The organism is Pseudomonas syringae CC1557 (genome assembly GCF_000452705.1).
Classification (GTDB): Bacteria; Pseudomonadota; Gammaproteobacteria; order Pseudomonadales; family Pseudomonadaceae; genus Aquipseudomonas; species Aquipseudomonas syringae_F.
This window is the reverse complement of sequence record NZ_CP007014.1, coordinates 4,163,086-4,179,597: the sequence shown is the minus strand read 5'-3', so window position 1 is coordinate 4,179,597 and position 16,512 is coordinate 4,163,086. Positions and strand designations below refer to the sequence as shown.

Genomic DNA, 16,512 nt, shown 5'->3' with positions numbered 1-16,512 from the left:
CCTGTCTTTTTTCAGGGCGTTTTTCTATGCGTATTGGCCATGGCTATGATGTGCACCGTTTCGCTGAAGGCGATTTCATAACCTTGGGCGGCGTGCGGATTGCACACGGTTTCGGCCTGTTGGCCCACTCCGATGGCGATGTCCTGCTGCACGCCCTCAGTGATGCGCTGCTGGGCGCCGCTGCACTGGGCGATATCGGCAAGCACTTTCCCGACACAGACCCGCAATTCAAGGGCGCTGACAGCCGTGTGCTGTTGCGACATGTGCTCAAGCAGATTCATGGCAAAGGCTGGAAGGTCGGCAATGTCGACGCCACCATCGTGGCTCAGGCTCCGAAGATGGCTCCGCACATCGACGCCATGCGCGCGTTGATCGCCGAGGATCTGGACGTTGAACTGGACCAGGTAAACGTGAAAGCCACTACCACGGAAAAACTCGGTTTTACTGGCCGTGAAGAAGGCATCGCGGTGCATGCCGTTGCCTTGTTGCTGCGCGCATGATCGAACTCGAACTGCTGGGCCCAAGGGCCTACGGCGATGCGTTGGGTCGTGCCGCTCTCAAGGCCGTTGCCGAAGACTTTCAGGTCGATGAAGTGCTGGATATTCCGCTGTCTGGCGCTGGCGAGCACCTGTGGTTATGGGTCGAAAAACGAGGCCTGAACACCGAGGAAGCTGCCCGCAGGCTGGCACGTGCTGCGGGTGTGCAATTGCGTACCGTCAGCTACGCAGGACTGAAAGACCGTCAGGCTCTGACCCGCCAATGGTTCAGCATTCAGTTGCCAGGCAAGGCCGATCCCGATTTTTCGGCGGCGCAGGACGAGACGCTGCAGATTCTCAAGAGCGGCCGGCACACGCGCAAATTGCAGCGTGGGGCTCATGCGGCCAACGGGTTTACGCTCAGGCTGACGCAATTAAGTGCTGACAAGGACGCGTTGAATCAGCGCCTGGAAACCATTGCCCGGCAGGGTATCCCCAACTATTTCGGTTCGCAGCGCTTCGGTTATCAGGGCGGCAATCTGGGCGAGGCTCGCGATTACGCAGCCCGACAGGCGTTACCCGAGCAGCGTGCGGTGCGTTCACGGCTGTTGTCCACGGCGCGCAGTTACCTGTTCAATCGGGTACTTGCGGCGCGGGTTGCCGACGGCAGCTGGCAACACGCCAAGGTGGGTGATTTGCTGGCGTTCACCGACAGTCGCAGTTTTTTTCCGGCCGGGATTGCCGAGTGCAGCGACCCTCGTTTGGCGATCCTCGATCTCCATCCTACCGGCCCGCAGTGGGGGGAAGGCCCTTCGCCAGCTTCCGGTGCTATCGCAGAGCTGGAAAATTCCATCGCCGCCGATGAGTCTTCACTGCGCGACTGGCTGGTCAGAGCGGGTATGGATCACGAACGTCGCATCCTGCGGCTGCCCATTGGGCGGCTGACGTGGCATTATCCCGAGCCTGACATTCTGCAACTGGAATTCGTCCTGCCGCCCGGATGCTTCGCCACTGTTTTGGTGCGTGAACTCGTTGATCTGGTGCCGGCCGGGCAGACGGACAGCTCATGCGTATTCTGATATCAAATGACGACGGGGTAACTGCACCCGGTCTTGCGGCGCTGTATGCGGCGCTGGTGGACTATGCCGAGTGCGTGGTGATCGCCCCTGACCAGGACAGAAGCGGTGCCAGCAGTTCGCTGACACTTGATCGGCCCTTGCACCCGCACACCCTGGATAACGGCTTCATCAGCGTGAACGGTACGCCGACCGACTGCGTGCACCTCGGGCTGCACGGGCTTCTGGAGCGTGAACCGGACATGGTGGTGTCGGGGATCAATCTGGGGGCCAATCTGGGTGACGATGTGCTGTATTCCGGCACCGTTGCCGCAGCACTCGAAGGGCGCTTTCTGGAGCGTCCGTCATTTGCCTTTTCGTTTCTGTCACGTCAGCCGGATAACCTGGCGACGGCGGCGCATTATGCGCGTTTGCTGGTAGAGGCCCATGAGCGACTCGATCTGCCTCCACGCACGGTACTTAACGTGAACATTCCGAACTTGCCGCTTGAACACATTCGGGGCATTCAACTGACCCGTCTGGGCCACCGTGCCCGCGCTGCAGCCCCGGTCCGAGTGGTTGACCCGCGTGGTCGGGCTGGTTACTGGATCGCTGCTGCCGGTGACGCCGAGGATGGCGGAGCCGGGACTGATTTCCATGCCGTCATGCAGGGTTACGTATCGATTACGCCGCTGCAACTTGATCGAACCTTTCAGGATGGTTTCAGCAGCCTGAGCAACTGGCTGGAGGACCTGCGCTGATGTCGCGTGAGCAGGATGATATATTACGTCGCGGGATCGGGATGACCTCGCAACGAACGCGTGAGCGCTTGATTCAGCGTCTCTGCGAAGAAGGCATTACCAACGACCGCGTACTGGACGTCATTCGCAAGACGCCCCGGCATCTGTTCGTCGACGAGGCGCTCGCACACCGTGCCTATGAAGACACGGCGCTGCCCATCGGCCACAACCAGACAATTTCCCAGCCCTATATGGTTGCGCGGATGAGTGAGCTTTTACTCGCAGCTGGCCCGCTGGACAAGGTCATGGAGATCGGCACCGGCTCCGGCTACCAGACTGCGGTTCTGTCGCAATTGGTCGAACGGGTGTTTTCGGTCGAGCGTATCAAGGTCCTTCAGGATCGTGCCAAGGAACGCTTGGTCGAACTCAATCTGCGCAATGTGGTGTTTCGTTGGGGAGATGGTTGGGAAGGGTGGCCTGCGCTGGCACCTTACAACGGCATCATCGTCACGGCAGTGGCCACCGATGTGCCGCAGGCGCTGCTCGATCAACTGGCCCCCGGAGGACGGTTGGTCATTCCGGTGGGCTCGGGCGAAGTACAGCAATTGATGCTGATCATCCGCGAAGAAAACGGGTTTTCCAGGCATGTACTGGGCGCCGTGCGCTTCGTACCTCTGCTCAACGGACCGATTGCCTGAAGATTGTCAGTACCAGCGAGTGAATTCTGGCGTCACTCACCGGTCTACAGCGGTCAGTCCCTGTTCACGAATAGCTAAATGGCATCATTTCACGTAGCTGACTGATATATAACAGCGATTTCAGCAGTTAATCACGGGCTGCCCGCCGCGCTTGCGGCACAATAGGCATCTTTTTTGAATCGGTCACCAGTAAAAGGGAGTGGCGGGTGAGTCTCACAGTCATTCAGCAGCTCAAGTCCTCAAGAAGTTATCAGCGTCTGGTGATTGGCATTGCTCTCAGTGTCCTTCTGGTCGGCTGCTCAAGCACGCCTTCCGGTGGCGTTCGCGTTGTCGACCGTAATGGCAATGCCGTGGCGCAGCGCCCAACAGTGACCACCGGCCAATATGTCGTCAGGCGCGGCGATACGCTGTTTTCCATCGCGTTTCGTTATGGCTGGGACTGGAAGGCGCTGGCCGCCCGCAACCAGATTCCCGAGCCGTTTACCATCAAACCAGGTCAGACCATTCGCTTCGACGGGCGCTCCTCTTCAACATCCGGTTTAGCGTCTGCCCCCGTTGGAGGACGTCCGAGCACGTCTACTTCGACTACCAGCAGCAGTTCGGGCTCGGTGAAAACTACCGTTATGTCCAAGCCGATTGCGGTTGTGCCAGTGGTGATACCACCGTCAGCGACCACCGGCACAGGCCCGGCTGGCAAGTCTCCGACGGGTTGGACCTGGCCTTCGAGCGGCATTTTGATAGGAAAATTTTCCTCAAACGGCAGTTTGAATAAAGGAATTGATATCGCTGGTGATTTGGGACAGCCTGTTTTGGCAGCGTCTGATGGTTCGGTCGTTTACGCCGGAAGCGGATTACGAGGCTACGGCGAATTGATCATCATCAAACACAGCGATACCTACGTCAGTGCCTACGGTCATAATCGCAGGCTCCTGGTACGGGAAGGTCAACAGGTCAAGGCAGGGCAGACGATTGCCGAAATGGGGTCAACAGGAACTGACCGGGTGAAACTGCATTTTGAGATTCGCCGTCAAGGAAAACCTGTAGATCCACTGGAATTTTTGCCACGTCGTTGATAGTTGCCAGCCTGTTCCTGGCGTAAAAGGAACAGGCTCAAGCGATGCCATGGAACCAGGCGCCGCTGGAGCTTGAGGTCGAACTCACCAAAGGACTAAAACAATGGCTCTTGGCAACGAAGCGCCGGAGTTTGACATCGATGATGAAGTGCTCCTTATGGAAGCCGGCATTGTCCTGACGGAGGCGTCGAACGAGAAGCAGCCAGCCGCTGCTGTATCGGGACGTGTCAGGGCCAAGCATTCAACATCGCTCAAACAACACAAATATATCGACTACACCCGAGCGCTCGACGCTACCCAGCTGTATCTCAATGAGATCGGGTTTTCCCCTTTGTTGTCTCCGGAAGAAGAAGTTCACTTCGCGCGCCTGTCGCAAAGTGGCGATCCGGCCGGACGCAAACGCATGATTGAAAGCAATCTGCGGCTGGTGGTTAAAATTGCCAGGCGTTATGTCAATCGTGGCCTGTCATTGCTGGATCTCATCGAAGAGGGCAATCTGGGACTCATCCGGGCTGTCGAGAAATTCGATCCTGAGCGGGGGTTTCGTTTTTCCACGTATGCCACCTGGTGGATACGTCAGACCATTGAGCGCGCGATCATGAATCAGACCCGGACCATCCGGTTGCCGATTCACGTCGTCAAGGAACTGAACGTCTACCTGCGCGCGGCCAGAGAGCTGACCCAGAAGCTGGATCATGAACCGTCTCCCGAGGAAATCGCCAACCTGCTGGAACGACCGGTAGGCGATGTCAAGCGCATGCTGGGCTTGAACGAGCGGGTTTCATCCGTGGACGTTTCTCTTGGGCCTGATTCGGACAAGACCCTGCTCGACACGTTGACGGATGACCGTCCCACCGACCCTTGCGAATTGCTGCAGGATGATGATCTGTCGCAAAGCATCGATCAGTGGCTGTCCGAGCTGACAGAGAAACAACGTGAGGTGGTCATACGCCGTTTCGGTCTGCGTGGGCACGAGAGCAGCACGCTCGAAGACGTAGGGCTGGAAATCGGGCTGACGCGCGAGCGTGTACGTCAGATCCAGGTTGAAGGACTCAAGCGCCTGCGTGAGATTCTTGAAAAGAACGGTCTGTCCAGCGAATCACTCTTCCGATAATTCCCCCTCTCAATGCTTCATCCCAAGGCCGATATAACACTTGATGTGTGTATCGGTCTTTTTATATGTCTTGCGTAATCCCAAGGTCGCTGTCGAAACCGTGTAGCAGCATTTCCGCTGCCTCTGAAAAGTCTTCATGCACGGCATACGGATCCCAAATGGCGTAAGTCATCGCGTACGTGTGCTGTAAGTCATCAAGGCATTGCGGGTAAGGTTTTTTGCCTTAAGCACGACGACCTGTATCCAACCTTTTGATGTGAAAGGCTTTTTATTTTACGGTGCGCAGAAGTAGAAATATTATGCTGCGGTTCGGGTGTTGCCCTGCGGCGTTAAATCTCTAATATCGAAGCTGTGCCAACGGACAGGTACAGGCCATCAAGGATGACGGTCATGGACATCGCGGGAGGCGATTCATCAGGATGATGACCAGGGAATACAGGGATTAGGGAGAAAATGTGGGCGGGTCAAACCGCCCCTTTTTTTTGTCTTGAGTTTGCCGAATCAAACGTAATAAAAAGGCCCTTTGAAGGGCCTTTTGTTCTGTCTGGAGTCTAGCGTTCCAGTTCAGCGATTTTACCAGGTTTGCCATCCCACTCTGCGGCGTCAGGCATGGCCTCTTTCTTCTCGGTGATATTGGGCCAGACTTCGGCCAGCTCGGCATTCAGCTCGATAAAGTTTTCCATACCAGCAGGTATCTCGTCTTCCGAGTAAATGGCCACAGCAGGGCACTCAGGCTCGCAGAGCGCACAGTCGATGCACTCGTCCGGGTGAATGACCAGAAAGTTCGGGCCTTCGTAGAAGCAGTCCACCGGACAGACTTCTACACAATCGGTGTATTTGCACTTGATGCAGTTGTCGGTGACGACGAAGGTCATTTCTAATTCTCTCCTCAGGCGGCTGCAGCAGAGCCCTTCCAGACAGGGGTGCCAGGTTCGGGAGGTTTCCCGGCCCTATGAAAACACGTGCTTTTGATGAGTGGCCTTGAAGCAGTCCGACTGCCTCTCCTGCCACTTACCCTTGGTTCGCTGCGTTTTCACGCGGCTCGAAAAATACCCCGGCCAGGCTAAAAGCCGGGAGCATCCCAAACCGCGCGGGATTCTAACAGCTTGTAACGGCTCGCGTCACAGACGTGTTTGCAATGTGTATAGCAAATCCAGAGCCTGTCGCGGGGTCATGTCGTCAACCTTGATCTTCGACAGTTCGTCGAGCACAGGATGCGGCAGGCTTGCAAACATGTCGCTCTGTTGCGGGATGGCAGGTTTACCGGGTTTGGCGCGCGGCTGCTCGTGGGGCAGGCTGGTGGTTTCCAGACGTTGCAAGTGCTCCTTGGCGCGAGTGATGACTTTTCCCGGAACCCCCGCCAGTTGCGCCACGGCAAGACCGTAGCTCTGGCTGGCAGGCCCCGGCAGCACACGGTGCAGGAACACGATGCGCTCGTTGTGCTCGGTGGCATTCAAATGCACGTTGGTGACCAGCGGTTCGCTTTCCGGCAGCACGGTCAATTCGAAGTAATGCGTTGCGAACAGCGTGTAGGCACGCAGTTGCGCCAGGCATTCAGCGGCAGCCCAGGCGAGCGACAGGCCGTCGAAGGTACTGGTCCCGCGTCCGACCTCGTCCATCAGCACCAGGCTTTTGTCACTGGCATTGTGCAGGATGTTGGCCGTCTCGCTCATTTCCACCATGAATGTCGAGCGACCGCCAGCGAGGTCATCGCTGGAGCCGATCCGGGTGAAGATCCGGTCGACCAGCGAAAGCTCGCAACTCGCCGCAGGCACAAAGCTGCCGATGTGGGCCAGCAGCACGATCAACGCCGTCTGGCGCATGTAGGTCGATTTACCGCCCATGTTCGGACCGGTAATGACCAGCATGCGAGTGTTGTCGTCGAGGGCCAGGTCGTTGGCAACGAAAGGCGTGCTCAGCACCTGCTCGACCACCGGGTGGCGACCCTGTTCGATACGCATGCAGGGCTCGGCGACGAATCGTGGACAATTCAGGTCCAGATTCAGGGCGCGCTCCGCAAGGTTGCTCAGTACGTCCAGTTCGGCCAGCGCGGCGGCCGTATCCTGAAGCGGTGCCAAATGGCTGATCAGGTCTTCGAGCAATGCCTCGTAAAGCATTTTTTCACGCGCCAGCGCACGGCTTTTCGCCGACAGTGCCTTGTCTTCGAACTCCTTGAGCTCCGGCGTGATGAAGCGCTCGGCACCCTTGAGGGTCTGGCGGCGAATGTAGTCAGCCGGGGCCTGCTCAGCCTGCTTGCTCGGCAGTTCGATGAAGTAGCCATGCACGCGGTTGTAACCGACTTTCAGATGGCTCAGTCCAGTACGCGCTTTCTCTCGGGCTTCCAGGTCGATCAAGAACTGACCTGCGTTTTCACTCAGTGATTGCAGTTCGTCCAGCTCGGCGTCGTAGCCGGTTTTCAAAACACCACCGTCGCGAATCACGGCGGGCGGGTTGTCGTTGATTGCGCGTTGCAGCAGGTCGGCAAGCTCTGGGTAAGTGCTGGCGGTCTGCGCAAGTTGTTGCAGGTGCGGAGCGTCGAGATCGGTCATAGCCTGTTGCAACTCAGGCAGCGCGCTCAGGGCGTCGCGCAAGCGGGCGAGGTCGCGTGGACGAGCGTTGCGCAGGCCGATCCGCGCCAGAATTCGCTCGATGTCACCGATTTCCTTGAGCTGCGGTTGCAGGTTCTCGAAGCGATAGCGCTCCAGGAAACAGCCGATGGAGGTCTGACGTGCCTGCAACACAGTAAGGTCGCGTAGCGGGCGATTCAGCCAGCGAGTCAGCAGTCGCGTGCCCATGGCGGTCTGGCAGCGATCCATGACAGATTGCAGCGTGTTGTCGCGTCCACCCGAGAGGTTGGTGTCCAGCTCCAGATTACGTCGACTGGCGGCGTCGAGAATAACGGTGTCGTCGAGACGTTCGTGACGCAGGCTGCGCAAGTGCGGCAGGGCGGTGCGCTGTGTTTCCTTGGCGTAGCTCAGCAGGCAGCCGGCAGCACCGATGGCCAGCGTCAGGTTCTCGCAGCCAAAACCTTTGAGGTCCTGGGTTGCAAATTGTTGGCAGAGGCTCTTGTGCGCGGAATCGCGTTCGAAGTCCCAGGGTGCGCGCCGTCTGGCACCGCGTCGCTTTTCAGCTGGCAGGCCTTGCGGCCAGTCGTCAGGTATCAACAGCTCGACCGGATTGATGCGCTCAAGCTCGGCCAGCAGGTTTTCCCAGCCCTTGATCTCCAGTACGCTGAAATTGCCACTGGTAATGTCCAGTACCGCAAGGCCGAACAGCCGCTCGTCACCGAGCACGGCAGCGATCAGGTTGTCTCTGCGTTCGTCAAGCAAGGCTTCATCGCTGATGGTGCCCGGGGTGATGATGCGTACCACCTGACGGTCCACCGGGCCTTTGCTGGTAGCCGGGTCGCCGATCTGCTCACAGATCACGACCGACTCGCCGAGCTTCACCAACTTGGCCAGATAACCCTCGGCGGCATGGTACGGAATCCCGCACATGGGAATGCTCTGACCTGCTGACTGGCCTCGCGCAGTCAGGGTGATATCCAGCAATTTGGCGGCTTTCTTCGCGTCTTCGTAGAAGATCTCGTAGAAATCGCCCATGCGATAAAACATCAACTGGTCTGGGTGCTGATTTTTCAGCTTCCAATACTGTTGCATCATGGGTGTGTGTGAGGAGAGGTCGGAAATTGCTTTATTCATCAGTGGCTTGGGCAAGTTCTTGAGAGGAGTGAGGCAACCCCTGGGCGTGACGCGCTGTACCTCTGTGAATCAAGGGGCGTCTGCCGGGTATGTGCGATAGGCGCAAGGTTATCACGCACGACAATGCGCTGCAGTTACGACGTGGTCCTGCTGATTGGTGACCAAGCGTTTCCCGGTCTCCATGAGGGCCGATTTGCCGTATAGACTCTCAGCGCTGCCACTCGATCGACGAAGGGCAATCTATAAAAAAGGACTTTTATATGAAAAACAAACGTGCGAGGGACTCTGTCAATGGGCGCTTCATTCCCTTGGAGGAGGCCCGAAACAGGCCGAGAGAAACCACTGTGGAAACGGTCAAAAAGCCCGAGCGCAAGAAAACGACTGATGATTGAACAGGTCACGAGCGGCTGCCTTACGGCCGTTTTGTTTCTTTAATCGGTTATAAAAGGTTGTATGAATTGAACAGGACTGTCTCGTGGATGAAATAACCTGGCTTGCCGATACGCTCGGCGGCTTGCTCAAGGATATCAACGCTCAGGTCACCACTGCCGAATCCTGCACGGGCGGCGGTATAGCCGAAGCCATTACTCGCATCGGCGGCAGCTCCGCCTGGTTCGAGGCGGGTTACGTGACGTACTCCAATGCGCAGAAGACCCGGCAACTGGGTGTGCCTGAAGCATTGTTCGCACAGGTGGGGGCAGTCAGTCAGCCTGTTGTGGAAGCCATGGTACGTGGTGCCCAGCGTGAAAGTGCTGCGCGATTCGCTGTTGCAGTCAGCGGTGTGGCGGGGCCTGGCGGCGGTTCGGTCGACAAGCCGGTCGGAACGGTGTGGTTGTGCTGGGGCGACGGCGATACGCTCATTGCGCAGCGCCACTGGTTCGAGGGCGACCGCGGTCAAGTCCGTCGACAGACCGTACAGACCGCGCTGCAAGGGCTGATAAAGCTGGCTCGTGGAGAAATGCCAAAACAGGGGTAGGCGTGCGGGCATTGCTGTGGAATAATACTGTCTACTTATACAGGTGTTGTGGCCATCCAGGCCCTAATTGAATTTGATTACGTGAGGACTTCAATGGACGACAACAAGAAGAAAGCCTTGGCTGCGGCCTTGGGTCAGATCGAGCGTCAGTTCGGTAAAGGTGCCGTGATGCGCATGGGCGACCACGATCGCCAGGCTATCCCTGCCATCTCCACCGGTTCGCTGGGTCTGGATATCGCACTCGGTATTGGCGGTCTGCCAAAAGGCCGGATCGTTGAAATTTACGGTCCAGAGTCTTCCGGTAAAACCACGCTGACCCTGTCGGTCATCGCGCAAGCCCAGAAAATGGGCGCAACCTGCGCATTCGTCGATGCCGAGCACGCACTTGATCCGGAATACGCCGGCAAGCTGGGCGTCAATGTCGACGACCTGCTGGTTTCGCAGCCGGATACCGGCGAGCAAGCGTTGGAAATCACCGACATGCTGGTGCGTTCCAATGCCATCGACGTCATCGTTGTCGACTCCGTCGCCGCGCTGGTACCGAAGGCCGAGATCGAAGGCGAGATGGGCGACATGCACGTGGGCCTGCAGGCACGTCTGATGTCGCAGGCGCTGCGCAAGATCACCGGTAACATCAAGAACGCCAACTGCCTGGTTATCTTCATCAACCAGATCCGCATGAAGATCGGTGTGATGTTCGGTAGCCCGGAAACCACCACCGGTGGTAACGCGCTGAAATTCTATGCTTCGGTACGTCTGGACATTCGTCGCACCGGTGCTGTGAAAGAGGGTGACGAAGTTGTCGGCAGCGAAACCCGCGTCAAGGTCGTGAAGAACAAGGTCGCTCCGCCGTTCCGTCAGGCAGAGTTCCAGATTCTTTATGGCAAGGGCATCTACCTGAATGGCGAAATCGTCGACCTGGCCGTTCTGCATGGCTTTGTCGAGAAGTCCGGCGCCTGGTACAGCTATCAGGGCAGCAAGATCGGTCAGGGTAAAGCCAACTCGGCCAAGTTCCTGGCGGACAACCCGGAAATCTGCAAGGCGCTTGAGAAGCAGATTCGTGACAAGTTGCTAACACCTGGCGTTGACACCAAGGCTGTTGGCTCTCGTGAAGCAGTTGTTGCCGACGATGTGGCTGAAGCAGACGCCGATATCTGATAGCCATGGCTGCCGTGCTCGATACACCCGTCGCCATACGGCGAACTGCAATGGACCTGCTCGCACGCCGCGAGCATGGTCGTGTCGAGCTGACGCGTAAGTTGCGTCAGCGCGGCGCTCCCCCCGAGCTTATAGAACCTGCTCTTGACCGTCTGGTCGAGGAAGGTTTGCTCTCTGAGTCTCGTTATCTTGAAAGTTTTGTTTCTTACCGTGCACGCTCTGGCTATGGCCCTGTTCGTATCCGGGAAGAGCTGAGCCAGCGCGGTCTGCAGCGAGCTGATATCGAGCAGGCGCTCAGGGAGTGCGGGGTCGACTGGCAGGAGAAGCTTGAGGATATCTGGCAGCGTAAGTTCGCTGGCGCATTACCGGTTGATGCCCGGGAGCGTGCCAGACAGGGGCGATTTCTGAGTTATCGAGGGTATCCGCTGGATATGATCGGCCGCCTGTTAAGCGGCCGTAATCACCGGGACGATTGATATCGGAGTGGATTCACTGGCGGTTGTTATACCGCCGTATTTCTCCTGACTGAGGCGTCTGCCCAGTTTTCTTGCAGATTGATGTAATCCACCAACTCCCTAAGCCGACCCTGATTGCGTCCTGTAAAGGTGAACGCAAGCCGTGTCAGGTGACTGAATTGCGCTTCATCGTGCTCTTCGCCCTCATAACTGTGCTGATGAAAGTTTTCACTGATGCACAGGTCAGCGAAAGCTTCCTGCAGGTGAGCCAATGCCTGCTCACTCAGCGCATGACGCATGCGGATCACGAACTTGTTCTTTAGCCAGCGACTGGAGTGGAAGTTGTTGTAAAACTGATTGATCTCCTCCACAGCTTCGTCGGCGCTGTAAACCAGCCTCATGAGCTTCATGTCAGCTGGCAGGATGTAGTGGTTTTCCTGCAACTGGTTTTTGATGAAGTCCAGGGCGCCTTGCCAGAAGCTGCCGCCCGCCGTGTCCAGTAATACAACCGGTACCAACGGGCTTTTGCCGGTTTGTATCAAGGTCAGCACTTCCAGCGCTTCATCCAGGGTGCCGAAACCGCCCGGGCAGAGCACCAGCGCATCGGCTTCCTTGACGAAGAACAGTTTGCGGGTGAAGAAGAAATGGAAGGGCAGCAGGTTTTCAGTGCCCTCCACAGTCGGATTGGCATGTTGCTCGAAGGGCAGGGTGATATTGAAGCCAAGGCTGTGTTTCAGGCCGGCACCGGCGTGCGCTGCTGCCATGATGCCGCCGCCTGCGCCAGTGATGACCATCATGTCGGACTGCGCCAGCTTCTCGCCCAGCTCTGTGGCTTGCGCGTACAGCGGATGTTCCACCGGTGTACGAGCAGAGCCGAACACGGTTACTTTGCGGCGTCCCTTGAAGCGTTCCAGTACACGAAAGGCCTTGTCCAGCTCGCGTAGTGTCTGCAAAGTGATCTTGACGTCCCAGCGATTGCGGTCGTCCTGGGCCATGCGCAGCACGGTCAGGATCATGTCGCGATACAGCGGCAGGTTGCGGGTGTCCGGGGCAACCTGATGGATATGCTCTTCGACCTTGCTGGTCAGGTCGAGGCCGTTACTCTGGAAATGTCGTGATAGAAGATCGTCAGGTACATACGGCATTCAGGATTTCTCCTCCTGCAAAATCAATGACCCGCTAGGGTGCGTCGATTCGATGATGTGCTGGTTTGCAGAGAAAGGCTATCGGTTACCCGCGGGTTTTCAAGGTTAATGAGTTGCTGAATGTCTAAAGGCCGAACGCGCCTGAAGGGCAGGCGCGTGGCAGATGATGAAGTATCCGGGCGGCTTACTTCTTCGGTTTTACGGTGCAGTCCGAGGCCTGGAAGGTCTGGGTGGCGACCGGGCGGTTGGTTTTGTACTCGGTAAACTGATACTTGAGTACGGCGCCTTTGGTCATCAACTGACGGAAGCCGTTGTTGTGGCAAACGCTGTTGCCCAGTTGATTGCGCATCACATCAGGGTTGGCGCGCATTTGCTGAGCCTGACCTTCACGCACGCTGAGATGGTTGATCAGCTCGTTGCCGCTGACGGTATAGCCCTGATCCAGAATGTCTTCGTTGATCGCCCGTGGGGTTCCGACACTGCTTTCCTTCGCGACTTTTTCCAGCATCTTGCTGAGTTCGAACTCCTGTTTAGACGCCGCCTGGGCGCACAGCGGAGCAACGAGCAACAACGTAAGGGTAGGGGCGATAAGGCGCAGCATTAAACTCTCCTGATTAAGTAGCTGGCCGTTGGACCAGCAACTGCAACGTGCGTTCCGGTCAGCCCGCCACTAACGCGGGCTGTAATGGCGCAGCAGTATAGAGCAGGAGTCTTCCTCGGGCCTAGGCTCTGTACGAAAAGTGGCTGCGCCTGTTTCAACACGGCTTGCACTGATACGGGAACAGACACCGGTCCTAAAGCAGGCTGATGCGCAGGGGCTCTGATAAACTGTGCGCACTTTATCGCTGTCGAGTCTTCGTGGTGTCGATGTATTTCCCCTGCCGGCGTGTCCTGCCATGAGCCACGCCGTTTCCCGTTTGCGCGACGAACGCCTCGCACGCGCCATCAAGCCTTTCACCGCACGAGGTTCGCGAGCGCCGCGTTGCCCTGATTGTCGGGTCATTTCCAGCTATTGTCTGTGCGCGTGGCGTCCCAGGGTCGCTGCTGATTCGGGCATGTGCCTGTTGATGTATGACACCGAGCCGTTAAAGCCGACCAACACCGGTTGGCTCATTGCCGATGTCATCGAAGACACGCACGCGTTCGGCTGGTCGCGGGTAGATGTCGATGAGCGGCTGCTGGCCCTGCTGGATGATCCACAATGGCAGCCCTACATCGTCTTCCCTGGCGAGTTCGTCGCCGAAGAGCGGGTGGTAACCGAGGTGTCGCGCGAGCACGGCAAGCGTCCTTTATTCATCTTGCTGGACGCGACCTGGAATGAAGCGCGCAAGATGTTCCGCAAAAGCCCGTACCTGGAACGGTTTCCGGTGCTCAGCCTCGCGCCCGAGCAGATCTCGCGTTATCGCCTGCGTCGTTCCAAGCGTGACGATCACTTCTGCACGGCAGAAGTTGCCGCTCTGTGCCTGGAGCTGGCTGATGATTGCAGTGCCAGCGGCGTACTGGATGCGTATCTGGATGTGTTCAGCGCGCACTACCTGGGCGCCAAATTTCAGAACCCGGTTGACCCGAACGACGCGGCGCACACTCATTTGAAGGCTTTTCTTTAGAGATATGGCTAATTGCTGCCTCTGTCTGCAGGCCATGGTGGTTCGCGCTTGACCGTCATGGTGTTGCTGGGCATGCTTGGCGCCGCCTGGAAGCCGATTCATCTGGTCTGACGTTGTGCTTGCTGCCTTTTATTATCGGCGCGGTGCGAATTGTCAGACCTGGAGCGGCCGATTGTTTCGGCCTCTCTCTATAAAAACAGGATTATTACATGACCTACGACATCCTGATCGCCGATGATCATCCCCTGTTTCGCAGTGCGCTGCATCAGGCGTTGACCATCGGCCTGGGGCCTGCGGCACGGCTGGTCGAGGCAGAGAGCATTGCGCAGCTGGAATCGCGTCTGGACGAAAAATCCGACTGGGATCTGGTGCTGCTGGACTTGAATATGCCGGGTGCCTACGGCTTTTCCGGGTTGGTACTGTTGCGTGGGCAATATCCGCAAATACCGGTGGTGATGGTCTCGGCGCAGGAAGAAGCGTCGATTGTCGTGCGCTCTCGTGAGTTCGGTGCCAGCGGCTTCATTCCCAAGTCCAGTTCGCTTGAAGTTATTCAGCAGGCGGTCCGTACCGTGCTGGATGGCGGCGTCTGGTGGCCGCCGCAAGTCAATGAGGTGATCAGCGTTTCGGACGAGGCGAAAGCCGCCAGTGCGGGGCTTGCCAGTCTGACGCCCCAGCAGTTCCGGGTGCTGACCATGGTCTGCGAGGGGTTGTTGAACAAGCAGATTGCTTCCGAGCTCAGTGTCTCCGAAGCCACTATCAAGGCCCACGTTACGGCCATTTTCCGCAAGCTTGGGGTGCGCACGCGTACTCAGGCCGCGTTGCTGTTACAACAGCTTGAGTCTATTTCGTCCCACTGAAGCACGTTAGGCAAAGGCACGTCATGAAACGGTATTCACGCTTTTTTGACCTTTAGTGCCTTAGTTTTCCTCATCTTTTTCGCACGGCAGTTCCCTATGTCACCCTTCAAAGGCCAAACCGGCCTTAAACGTATTCTCAACGCCGCTGGCTATTCTATTGATGGTATGTCCGCTGCCTTCAAAGGCGAGGCCGCCTTTCGTCAGTTGGTGCTGCTCAATGTCGTGCTGGTTCCGCTCTCGTTCTTTCTGCACGTCAGCAAGGGCGAGCACGCCTTGCTGGTTGCAGTGTGCCTGCTGGCGTTGATCGTGGAGCTGCTCAACTCTGCGGTCGAGGCAGCCATCGACCGTATTTCCCTGGACCTGCATCCACTGTCCAAGAACGCCAAGGATATGGGCAGCGCCGCGCAATTCATCGCGCTGAGCATGATCGCGCTGGTGTGGGGCATCGTGCTACTGGGTTAAGCCCGATCAGTACAGGCTGGGCAGCACTATTTCGTCGCTGCGCTGGGCCCCGGCGGTAAAGGCGCGACACAGGTCGAGAAACTCGCGCATGGCAGAGGTCTGATACTTCTGTTTATGCCAGATAAAGTAGAACTGCCGCGCCAGGTCCAGCTCTGGCGTGGCCAGTTCCACCAGATTGCCACGACGAAACGCGTCGCGCAGTGCCAGTCTGGAAATGCAGCCAATCCCCAACCCGGACTCCACCGCGCGCTTTATCGCTTCGGTGTGTTCCAGCTCCAGTCGGACATTCAATCCATTGCGATGATGACGCATGGCCTGATCGAACGTCAGCCTTGTACCAGAGCCTTGCTCGCGCAAGATCCAGGCTTCACGGGTCAGTTGCTCCAGCGATGCCTGACCGCCCTGTGCCAAGGAGTGTTGCGGCGCGCAGAACACTACCAGTTCATCCTTTACCCAAGGCTGCACTTCAATGTCCGGGTGGCTGCAATCGCCTTCGATCAGGCCCAGGTCGATTTCGTAGTGTGCCACCTGCTGCACGATGTTCGCAGTGTTCTGGACATGCAGTTTGACCTGGCTTTCCGGGTGGCGCTGCATGTAGCCACCGATCAGCAGGGTCGCCAGGTAATTGCCGATGGTCAGCGTCGCGCCAACCGCCAGCGAGCCGAAGCCGGACTTGCCGTTGAGCAGGTCTTCGATTTCCTTGGCCTGATCGAGCAGCGCAACGGCTTGCGGCAATAGCTGCCGACCGGTTGCGTTGAGGCTGAGCCGCTTGCCCGCGCGATCGAACAATTGGCAGCTCGACTGGCGTTCCAGCTCGGTAATAGAGGTACTGGCCGCCGACTGCGAAAGCGAAAGCAGTACCGCTGCTTTGGAGACGCTTTCCTGCTGGGCAACGGCGACAAACACTTGAAGTTGACGGAGAGTAAATCGCATATCTATATAACCGATTACCTATATCTTAATAATTCATTTAACAGATATTCTGTCTGCCACTA

17 protein-coding genes are annotated in these 16,512 nt (G+C 57.5%); 12 read left to right on the top strand and 5 right to left on the bottom strand.

The genetic code is table 11. The features are described from left to right. Positions 1 to 26: 26 nt before the first annotated feature. From ispF to rpoS, 6 genes are all read left to right on the top strand, one after another. On the top strand, positions 27 to 500 hold the full coding sequence (gene ispF, locus N018_RS18430; protein WP_024644408.1) for a 2-C-methyl-D-erythritol 2,4-cyclodiphosphate synthase: 474 nt from the start codon (positions 27 to 29) through the stop codon (positions 498 to 500). Continuing rightward, a complete protein-coding gene (gene truD, locus N018_RS18425; RefSeq protein ID WP_025390423.1) occupies positions 497 to 1,555 on the top strand; it encodes a tRNA pseudouridine(13) synthase TruD in 1,059 nt (352 codons plus the stop codon). Before ispF ends, truD begins: the two co-directional genes overlap by 4 nt. Then, positions 1,543 to 2,292 (top strand): 5'/3'-nucleotidase SurE, encoded by a 750-nt coding sequence (gene surE / locus N018_RS18420; protein ID WP_024644410.1) that lies wholly within the window; start codon positions 1,543 to 1,545, stop codon positions 2,290 to 2,292. The genes truD and surE overlap by 13 nt, the downstream gene beginning before the upstream one ends. Before the next feature lie 41 nt (positions 2,293 to 2,333). Then, positions 2,334 to 2,969 carry a protein-L-isoaspartate(D-aspartate) O-methyltransferase gene (locus tag N018_RS18415; RefSeq protein ID WP_007250173.1) on the top strand — a complete coding sequence of 212 codons (636 nt, stop codon included), beginning with the start codon at positions 2,334 to 2,336 and terminating at the stop codon, positions 2,967 to 2,969. Positions 2,970 to 3,175: 206 nt separating this feature from the next. After that, positions 3,176 to 4,042, top strand: coding sequence for a peptidoglycan DD-metalloendopeptidase family protein (locus tag N018_RS18410; RefSeq protein WP_024644412.1), 867 nt, complete (start codon positions 3,176 to 3,178; stop codon positions 4,040 to 4,042). Between the two features lie 103 nt (positions 4,043 to 4,145). Next, positions 4,146 to 5,156: an RNA polymerase sigma factor RpoS gene (rpoS, locus tag N018_RS18405; RefSeq protein ID WP_024644413.1), complete on the top strand. Its 1,011-nt coding sequence runs from the start codon at positions 4,146 to 4,148 to the stop codon at positions 5,154 to 5,156. A 551-nt stretch (positions 5,157 to 5,707) separates the two neighbouring features. Here rpoS and fdxA read toward each other — a convergent pair. Then, positions 5,708 to 6,031, bottom strand: a complete 324-nt coding sequence (fdxA, locus tag N018_RS18400; protein ID WP_024644414.1) for a ferredoxin FdxA — start codon at positions 6,029 to 6,031, stop codon at positions 5,708 to 5,710. 246 nt (positions 6,032 to 6,277) lie between these two features. Continuing rightward, positions 6,278 to 8,845, bottom strand: a complete 2,568-nt coding sequence (gene mutS / locus N018_RS18395) for a DNA mismatch repair protein MutS (protein ID WP_195757198.1) — start codon at positions 8,843 to 8,845, stop codon at positions 6,278 to 6,280. 487 nt (positions 8,846 to 9,332) lie between these two features. Here mutS and N018_RS18390 point away from each other — a divergent pair, with 487 nt between their 5' ends. The 3 genes from N018_RS18390 to recX all read left to right on the top strand — a co-directional run bounded on the left by N018_RS18390 (position 9,333) and on the right by recX (position 11,467). After that, a complete protein-coding gene (locus N018_RS18390) occupies positions 9,333 to 9,833 on the top strand; it encodes a CinA family protein (protein WP_025390422.1) in 501 nt (166 codons plus the stop codon). A 93-nt stretch (positions 9,834 to 9,926) separates the two neighbouring features. Next, a complete protein-coding gene (gene recA, locus N018_RS18385; RefSeq protein WP_024644417.1) occupies positions 9,927 to 10,991 on the top strand; it encodes a recombinase RecA in 1,065 nt (354 codons plus the stop codon). A gap of 5 nt (positions 10,992 to 10,996) precedes the next feature. Further along, complete coding sequence (gene recX / locus N018_RS18380) at positions 10,997 to 11,467, top strand: recombination regulator RecX (protein WP_024644418.1); 471 nt, start codon at positions 10,997 to 10,999, stop codon at positions 11,465 to 11,467. Positions 11,468 to 11,493: 26 nt separating this feature from the next. On the opposite strand, the gene N018_RS18375 is transcribed toward recX, so the two are convergent. Both N018_RS18375 and N018_RS18370 read right to left on the bottom strand, forming a co-directional pair. Next, positions 11,494 to 12,591: an LOG family protein gene (locus tag N018_RS18375; RefSeq protein ID WP_024644419.1), complete on the bottom strand. Its 1,098-nt coding sequence runs from the start codon at positions 12,589 to 12,591 to the stop codon at positions 11,494 to 11,496. A 184-nt stretch (positions 12,592 to 12,775) separates the two neighbouring features. Beyond that, positions 12,776 to 13,192, bottom strand: a complete 417-nt coding sequence (locus N018_RS18370; protein ID WP_007250182.1) for a quorum-sensing-regulated virulence factor family protein — start codon at positions 13,190 to 13,192, stop codon at positions 12,776 to 12,778. 295 nt (positions 13,193 to 13,487) lie between these two features. On the opposite strand from N018_RS18370, the gene N018_RS18365 reads away from it, so the two are divergent. The 3 genes from N018_RS18365 (at position 13,488) to N018_RS18355 (ending at position 15,517) form a co-directional block, all read left to right on the top strand. After that, entirely contained in the window at positions 13,488 to 14,198 is a 711-nt protein-coding gene (locus N018_RS18365; protein WP_024644420.1) for a tRNA-uridine aminocarboxypropyltransferase, read from the top strand. 209 nt (positions 14,199 to 14,407) lie between these two features. Next, complete coding sequence (gene erdR / locus N018_RS18360) at positions 14,408 to 15,055, top strand: response regulator transcription factor ErdR (protein WP_024644421.1); 648 nt, start codon at positions 14,408 to 14,410, stop codon at positions 15,053 to 15,055. A gap of 96 nt (positions 15,056 to 15,151) precedes the next feature. Further along, positions 15,152 to 15,517, top strand: a complete 366-nt coding sequence (locus tag N018_RS18355; RefSeq protein ID WP_024644422.1) for a diacylglycerol kinase — start codon at positions 15,152 to 15,154, stop codon at positions 15,515 to 15,517. Between the two features lie 6 nt (positions 15,518 to 15,523). On the opposite strand, the gene N018_RS18350 is transcribed toward N018_RS18355, so the two are convergent. Continuing rightward, entirely contained in the window at positions 15,524 to 16,450 is a 927-nt protein-coding gene (locus N018_RS18350) for a LysR family transcriptional regulator (RefSeq protein WP_024644423.1), read from the bottom strand. Between the last annotated feature and the right edge of the window lie 62 nt (positions 16,451 to 16,512).